13 protein-coding genes, 1 other RNA gene and 1 pseudogene are annotated in these 14,992 nt (G+C 30.1%); 14 read left to right on the top strand and 1 reads right to left on the bottom strand.

The annotated features are described in order from the left end of the window. The first annotated feature begins 122 nt into the window (after positions 1-122). From CLPA_RS13705 to ssrA, 10 genes are all read left to right on the top strand, one after another. The gene (locus CLPA_RS13705) at positions 123-1,154 is read left to right on the top strand and encodes a sugar-binding transcriptional regulator (protein ID WP_003442986.1); all 1,032 of its coding nucleotides are present in this window, start codon (positions 123-125) and stop codon (positions 1,152-1,154) included. Positions 1,155-1,280: 126 nt separating this feature from the next. Beyond that, positions 1,281-2,285, top strand: a complete 1,005-nt coding sequence (gene gap, locus CLPA_RS13700) for a type I glyceraldehyde-3-phosphate dehydrogenase (RefSeq protein ID WP_003442985.1) — start codon at positions 1,281-1,283, stop codon at positions 2,283-2,285. Between the two features lie 163 nt (positions 2,286-2,448). Continuing rightward, positions 2,449-3,642, top strand: a complete 1,194-nt coding sequence (locus CLPA_RS13695) for a phosphoglycerate kinase (protein WP_003442983.1) — start codon at positions 2,449-2,451, stop codon at positions 3,640-3,642. Positions 3,643-3,846: 204 nt separating this feature from the next. Beyond that, the gene (gene tpiA / locus CLPA_RS13690; RefSeq protein WP_003442982.1) at positions 3,847-4,596 is read left to right on the top strand and encodes a triose-phosphate isomerase; all 750 of its coding nucleotides are present in this window, start codon (positions 3,847-3,849) and stop codon (positions 4,594-4,596) included. A 362-nt stretch (positions 4,597-4,958) separates the two neighbouring features. Beyond that, complete coding sequence (gene gpmI, locus CLPA_RS13685) at positions 4,959-6,491, top strand: 2,3-bisphosphoglycerate-independent phosphoglycerate mutase (RefSeq protein ID WP_003442980.1); 1,533 nt, start codon at positions 4,959-4,961, stop codon at positions 6,489-6,491. Positions 6,492-6,651: 160 nt separating this feature from the next. Beyond that, on the top strand, positions 6,652-7,947 hold the full coding sequence (eno, locus tag CLPA_RS13680; RefSeq protein ID WP_003442979.1) for a phosphopyruvate hydratase: 1,296 nt from the start codon (positions 6,652-6,654) through the stop codon (positions 7,945-7,947). 202 nt (positions 7,948-8,149) lie between these two features. Then, complete coding sequence (secG, locus tag CLPA_RS13675) at positions 8,150-8,392, top strand: preprotein translocase subunit SecG (protein ID WP_003442975.1); 243 nt, start codon at positions 8,150-8,152, stop codon at positions 8,390-8,392. A gap of 155 nt (positions 8,393-8,547) precedes the next feature. Beyond that, on the top strand, positions 8,548-10,818 hold the full coding sequence (rnr, locus tag CLPA_RS13670; RefSeq protein WP_003442972.1) for a ribonuclease R: 2,271 nt from the start codon (positions 8,548-8,550) through the stop codon (positions 10,816-10,818). A gap of 183 nt (positions 10,819-11,001) precedes the next feature. Beyond that, positions 11,002-11,472: an SsrA-binding protein SmpB gene (smpB, locus tag CLPA_RS13665; protein WP_003442969.1), complete on the top strand. Its 471-nt coding sequence runs from the start codon at positions 11,002-11,004 to the stop codon at positions 11,470-11,472. Between the two features lie 226 nt (positions 11,473-11,698). Beyond that, positions 11,699-12,032: a transfer-messenger RNA gene (ssrA, locus tag CLPA_RS20540) on the top strand. Between the two features lie 369 nt (positions 12,033-12,401). On the opposite strand, the pseudogene CLPA_RS13660 reads toward ssrA, so the two are convergent. Beyond that, positions 12,402-12,811: pseudogene (locus CLPA_RS13660) on the bottom strand (LAGLIDADG family homing endonuclease). Positions 12,812-13,082: 271 nt separating this feature from the next. Between CLPA_RS13660 and CLPA_RS13655 the strand changes: the two are divergent. The 4 genes from CLPA_RS13655 to CLPA_RS13640 are packed head-to-tail and all read left to right on the top strand — an operon-like array spanning position 13,083 to position 14,948. Next, positions 13,083-13,658, top strand: coding sequence for a DUF5317 family protein (locus CLPA_RS13655; protein ID WP_003442966.1), 576 nt, complete (start codon positions 13,083-13,085; stop codon positions 13,656-13,658). Between the two features lie 30 nt (positions 13,659-13,688). Next, positions 13,689-14,156 carry a hypothetical protein gene (locus tag CLPA_RS13650; protein WP_003442964.1) on the top strand — a complete coding sequence of 156 codons (468 nt, stop codon included), beginning with the start codon at positions 13,689-13,691 and terminating at the stop codon, positions 14,154-14,156. A gap of 2 nt (positions 14,157-14,158) precedes the next feature. Continuing rightward, positions 14,159-14,821, top strand: a complete 663-nt coding sequence (locus CLPA_RS13645) for an accessory gene regulator ArgB-like protein (RefSeq protein WP_003442959.1) — start codon at positions 14,159-14,161, stop codon at positions 14,819-14,821. 1 nt (position 14,822) lies between these two features. After that, positions 14,823-14,948 carry a cyclic lactone autoinducer peptide gene (locus tag CLPA_RS13640; protein ID WP_003442957.1) on the top strand — a complete coding sequence of 42 codons (126 nt, stop codon included), beginning with the start codon at positions 14,823-14,825 and terminating at the stop codon, positions 14,946-14,948. The last annotated feature ends 44 nt before the right edge of the window (positions 14,949-14,992 follow it).

Here is a 14,992-nt window from a genome sequence, read left to right as displayed (position 1 = left end):
TAATAAAATAATTTAGATTTTTTTTTAAAATACTATTTAAAAATAAAAATTTTTATTTTATAATATTAACTGGGACATGAATTGAGTTACTGGGACATCATAAGGCCAGAGAGGTGGTTTAATTGCAGGAAGTTTTAAAGTTACAGCAAAAAATTGTTCCAGAGCTTATGGACTTACTTGAAAAACGATACAATATTCTTAGAGCAATTTACTATAATCAGCCAATAGGTAGAAGGATTTTGGCAAACCATTTAGAGATTGGAGAAAGAATAGTCAGAACGGAGATTAATTTTTTAAAAAAGCAAAATTTGATAAATATAAGTACTCCGGGAATGACTGTAACCGCAGAAGGTGAAGAAATAATTAATAAGCTTAAAGACTTTATTCACGAATTTAAAGGATTAAGTGAAATAGAACAATCTTTGAAGAAGGTTTTAAAAATTAAAGATGTTATAATTGTTCCAGGAGATGTAGAAGAAGATCATACAGTTATGAAAGAGCTCGGAAGAACTGCTGCTCAATATGTAAAAAGAATTATTAAGGATAATACAATTGTAGCAGTTACTGGCGGTACTACTATAAAAGAAGTAGTTGATAGTTTCCCCTGTATTCCATATTTTAAAAATACCACTGTAGTTCCTGCAAGAGGAGCTATGGAAAGAATGGTGGAAACAGAAGCCAATACTCTTGCCGCTAGATTTGCAAATAAGCTAGGGGCAAAATACAAACTTTTAAGTGTTCCAGAAAATTTAAGTGATTTAGCTTTTAGCACAATTCTCAATGAGAAGAGCATTAAAAATGTCATAAATATGCTTCACAATGCAGATGTTGTCATATATGGAATTGGAAGAGCTGATGAAATGAGTACAAGACGAGGATTAAGTCAAGAAGAAATTAATGTTATATTGGAAAAAAAGTCTGTAGGTGAAGCCTTTGGTTATTATTTTGATAAAAAGGGAAAAGTAGTTCATTCTACTCCATCTATAGGATTGTCTATGGAAGATATAAAAAAAATAGATAACCTTGTAGCAGTGGCTGGAGGAAAATCTAAAGCAGATGCCATAGTTTCTACTCAGCTTAGTAATGACAAAAATGTACTTATAACTGATGAAGGAACAGCTATAGAAATGTTAAACATAACAAATGATAATTAGTAAAACAATTTATTTTATTAAGTATTATTTATGATACTTAGTAAATAATATGTTTTGTTAATATATATAAAGCTAATATTATATATTTACATATAATTTAGAATATTTTATTTTGGAGGTATTAAAATGACAAAAGTAGCTATTAATGGTTTTGGAAGAATAGGAAGATTAGCTTTAAGAAGAATTCTTGAAGTACCTGGTTTAGAGGTAGTTGCAATCAATGATTTAACTGATGCAAAAATGTTAGCACACTTATTCAAATATGATTCATCACAAGGTAGATTCAATGGTGAAATTGAAGTTAAAGAAGGAGCTTTCGTTGTTAACGGAAAAGAAGTTAAAGTTTTCGCAGAAGCAGATCCTGAAAAATTACCATGGGGAGAACTAGGAATTGATGTTGTTCTTGAATGTACTGGATTCTTCACTAAAAAAGAAAAAGCTGAAGCTCATGTAAGAGCTGGTGCTAAAAAAGTTGTTATTTCAGCTCCTGCTGGAAATGACTTAAAGACAATAGTATTTAACGTTAATAACGAAGATCTTGATGGAACTGAAACAGTTATATCAGGTGCATCATGCACAACTAACTGCTTAGCTCCAATGGCTAAAGTATTAAACGATAAATTCGGAATAGAAAAAGGATTTATGACTACAATCCATGCTTACACTAATGACCAAAACACATTAGACGGCCCACACAGAAAAGGTGATTTCAGAAGAGCTAGAGCTGCTGCTGTCAGCATAATCCCTAACTCAACTGGTGCTGCTAAAGCTATCGCTCAAGTTATCCCAGAATTAAAAGGTAAATTAGATGGAAACGCTCAAAGAGTTCCAGTTCCAACTGGTTCAGTAACTGAATTAATTTCAGTTCTTAAGAAAAATGTTACAGTTGAAGAAATCAATGCTGCTATGAAAGAAGCTGCAAATGAATCTTTCGGATACACTGAAGATGAAATAGTTTCAGCTGACGTTGTTGGAATATCTTATGGTTCATTATTTGATGCAACTTTAACTAAAATTGTAGATGTTGATGGATCACAATTAGTTAAAACTGTTTCTTGGTATGATAATGAAATGTCATACACTTCACAATTAGTTAGAACTTTAGAATATTTCGCTAAAATTGCAAAATAGTCTTAAAAGTTAATAATTGAAATTTTAAAATGTGAACATAGTAAATAGGTCTGGTTTTGTAGTTAAGGCTATGAGGCTGGGCCTTTTTAAAACTAAATATGTAAATATAGATTCTAGTAGATATAAAACATTTTTTTAAATAATTTTTATGAGGTGAAATGATATGTCATATAACAAAAAGACAATTGAAGATATTGATGTTAAAGGTAAAAGAGTATTAGTAAGATGTGATTTTAATGTACCTTTAAAAGATGGCGTTATAACTGACGAAAACAGACTTAATGGTGCACTTCCAACTATAAAATATTTAACAGAAAAAGGTGGAAAGGTTATCCTTTGCTCACATCTTGGAAAAGCTAAAGGACCAGATCCAAAGCTTACTCTTGCTCCAGTTGCAAAGAGACTTTCAGAATTACTTGGAAAAGAAGTTGTTTTTGCAGCAGATGATACTGTTGTAGGAGAAAATGCTAAAAAAGCTGTTGAAAACTTAAAAGAGGGAGAAGTTGTTCTTCTTCAAAATACAAGATACAGAAAAGAAGAAGGAAAGAACGAAGAAAACTTCTCAAAAGAATTAGCTTCACTTGCTGATGTATATGTAAATGATGCTTTTGGTACAGCTCATAGAGCTCACTGCTCAACAGTTGGTGTAACTCAATTCGTTGGAACTGCTGCATGCGGATACTTAATTCAAAAAGAATTAAAATTCTTAGGAGAAGCAGTAGAAAATCCAGTAAGACCATTCGTAGCTATTCTTGGTGGAGCTAAAGTTTCAGATAAAATCAATGTTATAAACAATCTTCTTGAAAAAGTTGATACATTAATCATTGGTGGAGGAATGGCTTATACATTCTTAAAAGGCCAAGGATATACTATTGGTAAATCACTTGTTGAAGAAGATAAAGTAGAATATGCAAAAGAAATGCTTGAAAAGGCTAAAGCTAAGGGTGTAAAATTATTACTTCCAATAGATAACGTAGTTGGAGCAGAGTTCAGTGCTGATACTAAACCAGTAACTACTGAAGATGCAAATATTCCAGAAGGATACATGGGTCTTGACATCGGACCTAAAACTGCTGGAGAATATGCTGCAGCTGTTAAAGAAGCTAAAACAGTTATCTGGAACGGACCAATGGGAGTATTTGAATTCGAAAACTTTGCTAAAGGAACAATAGCTGTTGCTAAAGCTATGGCTGAAGCTGATGCTACAACAGTTATAGGTGGTGGAGATAGTGCTGCTGCTGTTAATCAATTAGGATTTGGAGACAAAATGACTCATATTTCAACTGGTGGTGGAGCTTCACTTGAATTCCTAGAAGGAAAAGAACTTCCAGGAATAGCAGCACTTAATGATAAATAATTAAGATATATATGGAATAGAAAAATTGTTTGATAAATTTTTCTATTCTGTCTTTAACTTTAATAAATATTATTAAATAATAAATATTATTGTAAAGGTTATTTACAGACTATTTGTTAATGATATAATATAACTGAAAAATAAATAATTAGAAAATAAAATATTAATATAAATTTTATATTATAAAATTGGAGCGTGAATTATATGAGTAGAACACCAATAATAGCTGGAAACTGGAAGTTAAATAATACAATTAGTGAATCTTTAAAATTAATTGAAGAACTAAAACCACTTGTTAAGGATGCAAAGGCAGACGTTGTTGTAGCACCTACTTCTATTGCTTTGGAAGCAGTTGTAAATGCTGTTAAGGGAACAAATGTTAAAGTAGCTGCACAAAACGCTCATTTTGAAGAAAGTGGAGCTTTCACTGGAGAAATATCTCTAAAAGCACTTCAAGAATTAGGTGTGGAATATGTAATACTTGGACACAGTGAAAGAAGAGAATATTTCAATGAAACAGATGCTGCATTAAACAAAAAGGTAAAAGCTGCATTTGCACATGGAATAACTCCAATACTTTGCTGTGGTGAAACTCTTGAAGAAAGAGAAGCAAATGTAACTAATGAAGTTACAGGAAAACAGATAAAATTAGACTTAGCAGGATTAAATGCTGATGAAGCTGCTAAAGTTGTAATAGCTTACGAACCAATCTGGGCAATTGGAACAGGTAAAACAGCTACAGATGAGCAAGCCAATGAAACAATAGGAGCTATAAGAAAAACTGTTGCTGAAGTTTTCGGACAGGAAGTTGCTGATAAAGTGAGAATTCAATATGGTGGATCAGTTAAACCAGGAACTATAAAAGCTCAAATGCAGCAACCAGAAATTGATGGAGCACTAGTTGGAGGAGCAAGTTTAAAAGCTTCTGATTTTGCAGCTATTGTTAATTTCTAGAGGTAAGTTAAAGAAAAAAATAGATTTATGATATGTAATCTATGAAGCACATGTGCTTCATAGATTACAATGAAAATATTTTTTAATTAAATATTTTTTGTAGAAAATGTATAAATAAACTCGATTTAAAATAAAAATTGTATTTATTTTGCTTCAAAAAATAGTATTTATATAATATAATCTAGGTAAAGTATTAACAAATTATATAATTAGTTTATGATGGATTACTTAAATAAGGTTTTATTTTGATACATAAGGATACTTGGTATTTATATTTAAATTTTATAAACTTGAAAATAACATATAATTATTATATTTATATGTTAATATATATTAAATTTTAAGCGTGTGGAGGAATTGAAATGGCTAAAAAACCTGTTATGTTAATGATATTAGATGGATTTGGACTAACGGACAAAGTAGATGGAAATGCGGTAAAAGCAGCTAATAAACCAAATATTGATAATATATTTACACATTATTATAGTACAACTTTAGGGGCTAGTGGCTTAAGTGTTGGATTACCTGATGGACAAATGGGAAATTCAGAAGTTGGACATTTAAATATAGGCGCAGGAAGAGTTGTTTATCAATCTCTTACAAGAATAACTAAAGCTATTGAGGATGGCGAGATATTTGAAAATGAAGCTTTAAATAAAGCTGTTACTAGTGCTTTAGAGAAAGATTCAACATTACATTTAATGGGACTATTATCACCAGGTGGAGTTCATTCACATATAGACCATTTAAAAGGATTATTAAAGCTTGCTAAAGAAAAAGGTGTTAAAAAGGTATTTGTACATGCATTCCTAGATGGTAGAGATGTAGCTCCATCTTCAGCAAAAGAATATATAACAGAAATTGAAGATTATATGAAAGAACTTGGTGTTGGTAAAATTGCCAGCCTTTCTGGAAGATATTATGCCATGGATAGAGATAAGAGATGGGAAAGAGTTCAGCTTGCATACAATGCAATAGTACTTGGCCAGGGAGAAACTGCTGGAAGTGCATTAGAAGCTGTAGAAAAATCTTATCATGACAATAAAACAGATGAATTTGTTCTTCCAACAGTTATAGTTGAAAATGGAACTCCATTAGCTACTATAAAAAATAATGATTCAGTAATATTCTTTAATTTTAGACCAGATAGAGCAAGAGAAATAACAAGAGCAATAAACGATAAGGAATTTGATGGTTTTAAAAGAGAAACTTTAAACTTAACTTTTATAACACTAACAGAATACGATTCAACATTAGAAGGTGTAGAAGTAGCTTATAAGCCAGAAACACTAAAAAATACTCTTGGAGAATATGTAAGTAACCTTGGTAAAAAACAACTTAGAATTGCTGAAACTGAGAAATATGCTCACGTAACCTTCTTCTTTAATGGTGGTGTAGAAGAACCTAATAAGGATGAAGATAGAGCATTAATAGCATCTCCAAAGGTAGCAACTTATGATCTTAAACCAGAAATGAGTGCTTATGAAGTTACTGATGAGTTATTAAAGAGACTTGATACAGATCAGTATGATATGATTATATTAAACTTTGCTAATCCAGATATGGTAGGACATACAGGAATATTTGAGGCAGCTAAAGCAGCAATAGAAGCTGTAGATGTATGTTTAGGTAAAGTTGTGGATAAAATATTAGAAAAAGACGGTACTGTATTTATAACAGCTGATCATGGTAATGCTGAACAGATGATAGATTATTCTACAGGCAATCCTATGACAGCACATACAATTGATCCCGTACCATTTGTATATGTAAGTAAGGAATCAAAGGAACTTAGAGATGGAGGAGCTCTTGCAGATATAGCACCTACAATACTTGATGCTATGGGTCTTGAGCCACCAGTTGAAATGACTGGAAAAAGTTTAATAAAAAAATAACAAAAGGGTTACAATAATTGATGGTATTGTTTGGGTAAAATAAATTAAAATATAATTGAGAAATAAGTAATTAAAATTTTATGGTAAATACACTATATTTAGTTAAATATATAATTGGATATAGTTTATTAATAAATATTTTATGGGAGGAATTTATAATATGAGTTACGAAGTTGAAATTGTAGATGTATATGCTAGACAAATATTAGATTCAAGAGCATTACCTACAGTAGAGGTAGAAATTACATTAGAAGATGGAACTATTGGTAGAGCAGCAGTACCTTCAGGTGCTTCCACTGGGTCTTTTGAAGCAGTAGAACTTAGAGATAATGATAAAAGTGTATATAATGGTAAGGGTGTATTAAAAGCAGTAGATAATGTAAATAATATTGTAGCTCCAGAACTTATAGGATCGAATATTTTTAATCAAGTGGCAATTGATAATGCCCTTATAAAATTAGATGGCACAGAAAACAAGGGGAAACTTGGAGCAAATGCTACTTTGGGTGTGTCGTTAGCTGTGGCAAGAGCGGCAGCAGCATATCTTGGAATAAGCTTATATTCATATATAGGCGGAGTTAATGCCAAAGTTTTACCTGTTCCTATGATGAATATATTAAATGGTGGTAAACATGCAGATAATAATGTAGATCTTCAAGAATTTATGGTTATGCCAGTAGGAGCTAAGAGCTTTAGTGAAGCACTTAGAATGGGCTCAGAAGTTTACCATGCACTAAAATCAAATCTTAAGGCTAAGGGACTTGAAACAGCAGTAGGAGATGAGGGTGGTTTTGCACCAAATCTAAAAAGTAATGAAGAAGCTATAGAAGTTATAGTAGAGGCTATAAAATCAGCCGGATATGAACCAGGTAAGGATGCTTTTATTGCTCTTGACCCTGCATCTTCAGAATTCTATGAAGACGGAAAGTATAATCTAGCTGGAGAAGGTAAGATTTTATCACCATCAGAAATGGTAGATTTTTATGAAAATTTAGTAAATAAATACCCAATAATATCAATTGAAGATGGTTTAGCAGAAGAAGATTGGGAAGGTTGGAAACAACTTACTGATAGACTTGGAAACAAAATCCAACTTGTAGGTGACGATCTATTTGTAACTAATACTTCAAGACTTAAAAAGGGAATTGAATTAGGTGTTGCTAATTCTGTTCTTATAAAATTAAATCAAATTGGTACATTAACTGAAACATTAAATACTATAGAGATGGCTGAAAGAGCTGGATATACAGCAGTTGTTTCTCATAGATCTGGTGAAACAGAAGATACAACTATTTCTGATCTAGTAGTTGCAGTTAATGCAGGACAAATTAAAACTGGTGCACCAGCAAGATCTGAAAGAGTTGCTAAGTACAATCAATTATTAAGAATAGAAGAATCACTTGGAGAAGTAGGAGAATATAGAAGTATTGATGCATTCTATAATCTAAAAAAATAGTATTTAGCATAAATATAGATACCACTTGATACTCTTGTTATCAAGTGGTATTGTATGTGATGTTGTAATAGTTCATTAGTTATGTTAGAATTAATTATATTAAACACAAAATATGTATTAAAAAATTACATAGTATTAAATATAATATTTTAAGTGTAAATAAGTATTATATTTATTTAAATTACCTATAGGAGGTTTTTTTGTGCGCAATTTATTGATAGTTATTCAATTGATATCTGCAGTGGTAATCATAGTTTCTATTTTAATGCAGCCTAGCAAAATGGATGGATTTGCTAATTTTGTTTCTGGAACTACGGATACATTTTTTTCAAGAAACAAATCTAAAACTCGTGAATCTATGTTAGCTAGAGTAACCATTGTTTTTTCTGTAATATTTGCACTTTCAGTTATAGCACAAAACTTATCAAGATTTATACAAAATTAAAGTTAAGTGAGGTATAATTCTATTGAGATTTAGAATTATACTTTTTTTATTTATATATAAAACCAATTTTATATAAAATATAATTATATATGTGAATATTATATCTTTAATGGTTAAAACTTAAAATATATTAGTTTAAGAATGGAGTTGAATTTATGAACTTAAGAGAATCTATAGTGGCATTTATGCGAGAACAAGCATATAAACCCATGAATATATTGGAACTTTCAAGAATATTTGATATAAAGAGATTAGAATCTAAAAATTTTAAAAAACTTTTAAAAGATATGGAACAGGAAGGTCTTATAGTTAAAAATAGGACAAAACATTATGGTGTACCAGAAAGAATGGGTCTTGTGGTAGGAAAACTTCAAGGAAATGCAAAGGGATTTGGATTTGTTATATGTGAATGGGAAAGACCTGACATTTTTATAGCTAGTTCTTTTATGAATGGTGCTATGAATGGAGATAAAGTTGTAGCCAAAATAACTAGGGAAGAAAATGGCGGGAAAAAATGTGAAGGGGAAATAATAAGAATTTTAGAAAGGGCCAACAAAACCATAATAGGGGTATATGAAGATAGTAAAAATTTTGGCTTTGTAGTTCCTGATGATGTAAGAATACATCAAGATGTATTTATACCAAAAAGTGTTAAAGGCAATGCAAAAACTGGAGATGTAGTTATTGCAGAAATAATAGAATGGCCGGAAAAGAGGAGAAATCCTGAAGGAAAAATAATTGAAGTATTAGGTAAAAAAGAGGATAAAGGTGTAGACATACTAACAATTATAAAAAAGCACAAACTTCCAGAAGAATTTCCTGATAAAGTATTGAACTTTGCAGATAAGATACCAGACACAATACCAGAAGAAGAATATAAAAATAGAAGAGATTTAAGAGATATAAAAATGGTTACTATAGATGGTGAAGATGCTAAGGATTTAGACGATGCTGTATCTATAGAAAAATTGGAAAATGGTAACTATTATCTTGGAGTTCATATTGCAGATGTTTCAAATTATGTCAGAGAAAAAAATCCTTTAGATAAAGAAGCACTTCTTAGAGGAACTTCTGTTTATCTGATTGATAGAGTTATACCAATGCTGCCAAGAAAGCTTTCAAATGGAATATGCAGTTTAAATCCTAAAGTTGACAGATTGGCATTAAGCTGCTTTATGGAGATAAACGAAGAAGGAAAAGTAGTTAATCATGATGTATTTGAAAGTATAATAAAGACAAATGAAAGAATGACCTACACAGATGTAACAAAGATAATGAGAGATAAGGACAAAGAAACTATAGAAAAGTATAAGTATCTATATGAAGATTTTATGGCTATGGAAGAGTTATGCAATATACTGTATAAAAGAAGAATAAATAGAGGGTCTATAGATTTTGATTTTCAAGAAAGTAAAATAATATTAAATGAACAGGGAAAGCCAATAGACATAAAACCTTATGAAAGGGCAATAGCTAATAGAGTTATTGAGGAATTTATGCTTGTATGTAATGAAACCATAGCGGAACATATGTTTTGGACTAATCTTCCTTTTGTCTATAGAATTCATGAAGATCCAGACACAGAAAAATTAGAGCATTTCAATGAATTTGCTCATAATCTCGGATATGTGGTAAGGTGGGGAACTAATAAAGTACATCCAAAGGAGCTTCAAAAAATAATTGAAGCAGTAAAGGGCAAAAAAGAAGAAACTGTAGTTAGTACTTTACTTTTAAGATCTTTAAAGCAGGCAAGATATTCACCAGAATGCGTAGGACATTTTGGGCTTGCAGCCAAGTATTATTGCCATTTTACTTCACCTATAAGAAGGTATCCTGATCTTATGATTCATAGAATAATAAAGGAATTTTTGCACGGGAAAATAGATAAAGAGCGATCAAAAAAATTAATTGGAATTGTTGATTATGCATCTGTACAATCTTCAGATATGGAGAGGGTAGCACAGGAAGCTGAAAGAGAAGTAGATGATCTTAAAAAGGCAGAATATATGCAAGGAAAAATTGGTGAAGAATATGATGGAATAATATCTTCTGTAACAAATTTTGGAATGTTTGTAGAATTGCCCAACACTATTGAAGGTTTGGTGCATATAAGCTATCTAAATGATGATTACTATATATATGATGAAAAGCATCTAAGCCTTATTGGGGAAAGAACCAAAAAAATATATAGGCTTGGAGATGAAGTTAGAATAAAAGTACAAAAAGTTAATTTGGCTTCCCATGAAATATATTTTGAGATAGCTGAAAATGATAATGAGCTTAAAGAAAATAAATTATCAGAAGAAAATTCAATAGATAATGAAAATCTGGATTCTGAAGATTATATAGAAGAAATTCATCCTCCAAGAGCATTGAAAGATACCTTAGAGGCATATAAACCTGAAATAAGTGAAGATGAAGAGTAGAGTAATGAAAAACAAAAAGCAAAGTATAAAGTTCAAAGAACAAATATCAAATGGGGAAAAGCTTCGTCCTTTTCTCCTACTGTGAATCAAGTGTAAAATAGGAATATTATAGAAATAAAAATTGACCTATATATTCTTTTATAGTATAATAAAATACTACAATAAACTAAAGTGGGTGTTTTTATGGCTAAAAAGAATAAGACCAACAATACATTGGCTGAAAATAGAAAAGCTAGACATGATTATTTTATAGAGGAATCTATAGAATCTGGAATAGAACTTGTAGGTACAGAAGTAAAATCTATAAGACAGGGAAAAGCTAATCTTAAAGATAGTTATGCAGAGATAAATAATGGAGAAGTATTTATGTGTAATGTACATATAAGTCCTTATGAAAAGGGAAATATATTTAATAAAGATCCTTTAAGAAAGAGAAAATTACTTTTGCATAAAGTGGAGATAAGAAAACTTGAAGCTTATACTTCACAGAAGGGGTACACACTAGTACCATTATCTTTATATCTTAAAAATGGAAGAGTAAAAGTGCAGCTTTCTGTAGCTAAAGGTAAAAAAGACTATGACAAAAGAGATACAATGCTTGAAAAAGCTGCAAAGCGAGAAATTGATAGGCAAATGAAAAATAGCATGAGATAATAGAAAAAGATGTAAAATATGTTTAAAAATAATACTTGCTTAACTTATATATATGGTGTAATATATAGTTACAGTAATTAATAAACAAACAAAATTTAATATGTTATGAAAGCTGGCATTTAGCGTATCACCTTTGTTATACTGTAAAATATTAGTTCCACTTAGTGGTTAGTGTTTTACTTTGAATACTTTCATATCTGTGAAAGTAATATGACAAGGGGGCGTATTTGGTTTCGACGGGGATACGTTGTACCTGAGAAGCGAGTCGAGGGAACCTGTGGACCCGCGTTAAAAAACTATGGGATTAAATATAAACGCTAAAAACGATAATTTAGCTTTAGCAGCCTAGTCTGCTACGTCCGCCTTTTGAGTCCCACGGCTTAAGGATGGGCGTCGATAGTGGGGAAACGAGTCTAGGAAAGCTTTGACCTAGAAACGGAATTTATGAAGCTACTAAAGTCAGAAGCCTGTCTTTCGGCGTCTGATGGAGGGAATGTCAAAGGAAAGACTGCACTCGGAGATGCTTAGATATTACTATTTTCGGACAGGGGTTCGATTCATAAGAGTCGCCTTATGAAGTGATTCATAAGTGATAACTTGGCTTTATCGGTGAAACCGTAACGTACTATATGTGACGACGGCAATACCGAGTGGTATGTGAGGAAACTCAACAGCCGTGTATCGACTCATAGGCTTCTAAGTTCAAAATATTGAATAAGAAGTACTAGGATAGAAGTATTAAACTATAATATGACTTCTATAATATGCCAGGACACATTTTTATTATAAAAAATGCAAAATGTGTAAGATATAGTCAGCGCTATTAGAAATAATAGAACCAGAGCGACCCCTCGCCTCCACCATACAAGATTATAAATCCACATTAAAATTAAATTTTAATGTGGATTTTTTTCGAAAAGATATAATAATTATTTTATGCCAATAAATTTAGCATAGAAATTTTCTTTTTCTTCAAGTATAGTAGATGAATATCTGCCATTTCTAGGAGTACTCTTTTGTATTCCTTAATGATTAATTTAGCTCTTTTCCTTTTACTTTCAATTACTAAATAATGTTCTATTTCTTTTATTAAGCTTATAGCATTGTTGTATTTTACCATATAAGTAAATGAATCTCTATGTTTGTCTAAATTATAATTTTTTTTACTTTTTATAGTACCCATTTCAGTTGTATTCTTTAACCATTGCAGTAACTCTATAGTTGTAGAACTTATACTTAAGCAAGGAGCTGGAAATTGATTATTATGAAATTTTATAAGCATTATACTTCCTTCACCATCTACAATTCCAGCAATATAGGCTTTTTCTTCTGGGGACATAGGTATCACAGCCTTTCAAATTAAAGTATATTTTATATAATATGTGTAATTTGTGATTTTATATATCTTATAACACTTATTTAATAACTCGTTAAATATAATTTAATAATTTAATAAATAAATGGAATTCAATAAAAAATGTTGGTATAATGTATATAACTTAATAAAATATTAGATTAAAAATTATTTGATATAATTCTCTAAATAATTTCAAAATTAAATTGATTACAACAATAAATTAACATATTAAAAAATTGAGGTTAATATAATTATGATAGAGGCTGTACTCATAGCAATGGTAATAGCTAAACTACGAAGATATAAGTTAAAACCATTATTTACTTCTTGGCACATATATCCTGTGCTATTTATGATTATTATATATATATTCTTAAATATTGGAGTATTTTGGGGAAATTACAGTTTTATAAAGTTTTCTGGTATATTGGAATCAATATACATAGGTACATTTTTTGTTTTAGTTATAAAATATAAACAATATATTAGTGCTATTATAGGTTCTATATGTATTGTTATAGGTACCATGTTGAATAAAGTAGCTATTTCAGCTAATGGTGGCAAGATGCCTGTGTTTCCCACTTTGTCCTACACAACTGGTTATATTACAAATGAATCCTTTGCAAGAGCTAATGACATACATATCTTGGGGAATGAGGCTGCTAAATTAAAAATTCTTACTGATATTATTGATTTAGGATATAGTATTTTAAGTATAGGAGATATATTTATAAGAATTTTTACTTTTTTAATTATCTATAATTGCATTAAAAGTTTAAGTAAATCTGAAAATAACATAAATAGAAATGTAATTGAAAATAATTTTTAAAATATAGTTTTGTCTAAGGAGAAGAAGAATATGCTAAAGGTATCATTCTTAGAATTCATAATAAGGGGAATCCCAGAAAGTTTAGTGTTTTTTTTTGCAGCCTATGCTTTGACAAAAAATAAGATTCAATATAATAGATATTTAATTTCTGTTGTATTACTATCTGTTAGTGTGTATCTTATTAGGTTGCTTCCCATTGGAAATGGATCCAATTCTATATTAAATCTAATTATTTTTATTGTATTAACTGTTTTGGTAAATAAATTTCCGGTTATTCAATCTATTAAAACAGGTATTATTATAATGATTTTAGAATTTATATGTGAGGGAATTAATGTTTTTTTCATTCAGTTTATCCTTAAAAAAGATTTAAATGAAATTTTTAAGGATTCAATTTTAAAGATGTTATATACAAGTCCGTCATTAATTATTTTTGCTTGCATAATCATAATTTATTATATTAGGTTATGGAAGAGAAAAGAGTTGAAGAGTATTTAATTATGGAAAAGTTAACAAATAATATGGCTAGTAAAATTGCAAAAGAGCTTGAACTTGATAATGATAATCGAGATATAATTGCCTATGGAATGTTTGCTTTAATAAGTATAGCTTTATCAATAATATCTATCATAATATTTGGTATGATATTTCATGTTGCTATAGAAGCACTTATAATTTGTTTTACAGGTAGTATACTTAGAAAATATTCTGGGGGCGTTCATGCAAGCTCTCCAAGTAGATGTATAATTATAGGAACTATTGTCTGTATTGGACAAGCAATAATATTTTCACTTTTAATCGGTCCAGTTATTACTAAAAGTTTAGTGATAATTTTAGGGATAGTGGTTTTTGTAATGTCTTACTATTTTCTTTATAAACTAGCTCCAGTGGATAGTATTGCAAAGCCCATAAAAAAAAGAGAAAAAATAATTAGGATGAAAAAAAGATCTATTTTTGTTTTAAGCATATATTTGATAATTGTTATAATAAATATTTTTATGCATGTGTATTCTCAAAAGAAAGGGTCTCTTATTTATTCTCTATGTATATATGGAGGGGTAACTTGGCAGGTATTTACTCTTACTAAAATGGGAAATAATATAATGAATAAGATAGATTCTTTTTTTAGTCAAATAGCAAGATTTATTAAAGGAGTGAAGTAGAATGAAAAAGAAATTATTGATTGTAGTTGCAGCTGTTACAACTGTAGTTGCTTCTGTAATTGCTTCATCAGCATGTGTATTCTTTTTTTATCAACCAGAAGAACCAAAATGCTTACAGAAGAGGTAATCCTAAAGGGGGTCGGTTTACCGACCCTAATATTTTTTAGATTA

It is taken from the genome of Clostridium pasteurianum DSM 525 = ATCC 6013, from assembly GCF_000807255.1.
Classification (GTDB): domain Bacteria; phylum Bacillota; class Clostridia; order Clostridiales; family Clostridiaceae; genus Clostridium_I; species Clostridium_I pasteurianum.
Note: the sequence above shows the minus strand (reverse complement) of the source record. Positions and strands in the feature narration are given on the sequence as shown.

Bases quoted from the DNA above. Each gene is read 5' to 3' on its own strand.
- gap (WP_003442985.1), top strand. From the start codon at position 1,281: ATGACAAAAGTAGCTATTAATGGTTTTGGAAGAATAGGAAGATTAGCT.
- CLPA_RS13695 (WP_003442983.1), top strand. From the start codon at position 2,449: ATGTCATATAACAAAAAGACAATTGAAGATATTGATGTTAAAGGTAAA.
- tpiA (WP_003442982.1), top strand. From the start codon at position 3,847: ATGAGTAGAACACCAATAATAGCTGGAAACTGGAAGTTAAATAATACA.
- gpmI (WP_003442980.1), top strand. From the start codon at position 4,959: ATGGCTAAAAAACCTGTTATGTTAATGATATTAGATGGATTTGGACTA.
- eno (WP_003442979.1), top strand. From the start codon at position 6,652: ATGAGTTACGAAGTTGAAATTGTAGATGTATATGCTAGACAAATATTA.
- rnr (WP_003442972.1), top strand. From the start codon at position 8,548: ATGAACTTAAGAGAATCTATAGTGGCATTTATGCGAGAACAAGCATAT.
- smpB (WP_003442969.1), top strand. From the start codon at position 11,002: ATGGCTAAAAAGAATAAGACCAACAATACATTGGCTGAAAATAGAAAA.
- CLPA_RS13655 (WP_003442966.1), top strand. From the start codon at position 13,083: ATGATAGAGGCTGTACTCATAGCAATGGTAATAGCTAAACTACGAAGA.
- CLPA_RS13650 (WP_003442964.1), top strand. From the start codon at position 13,689: ATGCTAAAGGTATCATTCTTAGAATTCATAATAAGGGGAATCCCAGAA.
- CLPA_RS13645 (WP_003442959.1), top strand. From the start codon at position 14,159: ATGGAAAAGTTAACAAATAATATGGCTAGTAAAATTGCAAAAGAGCTT.
- CLPA_RS13640 (WP_003442957.1), top strand. From the start codon at position 14,823: ATGAAAAAGAAATTATTGATTGTAGTTGCAGCTGTTACAACTGTAGTT.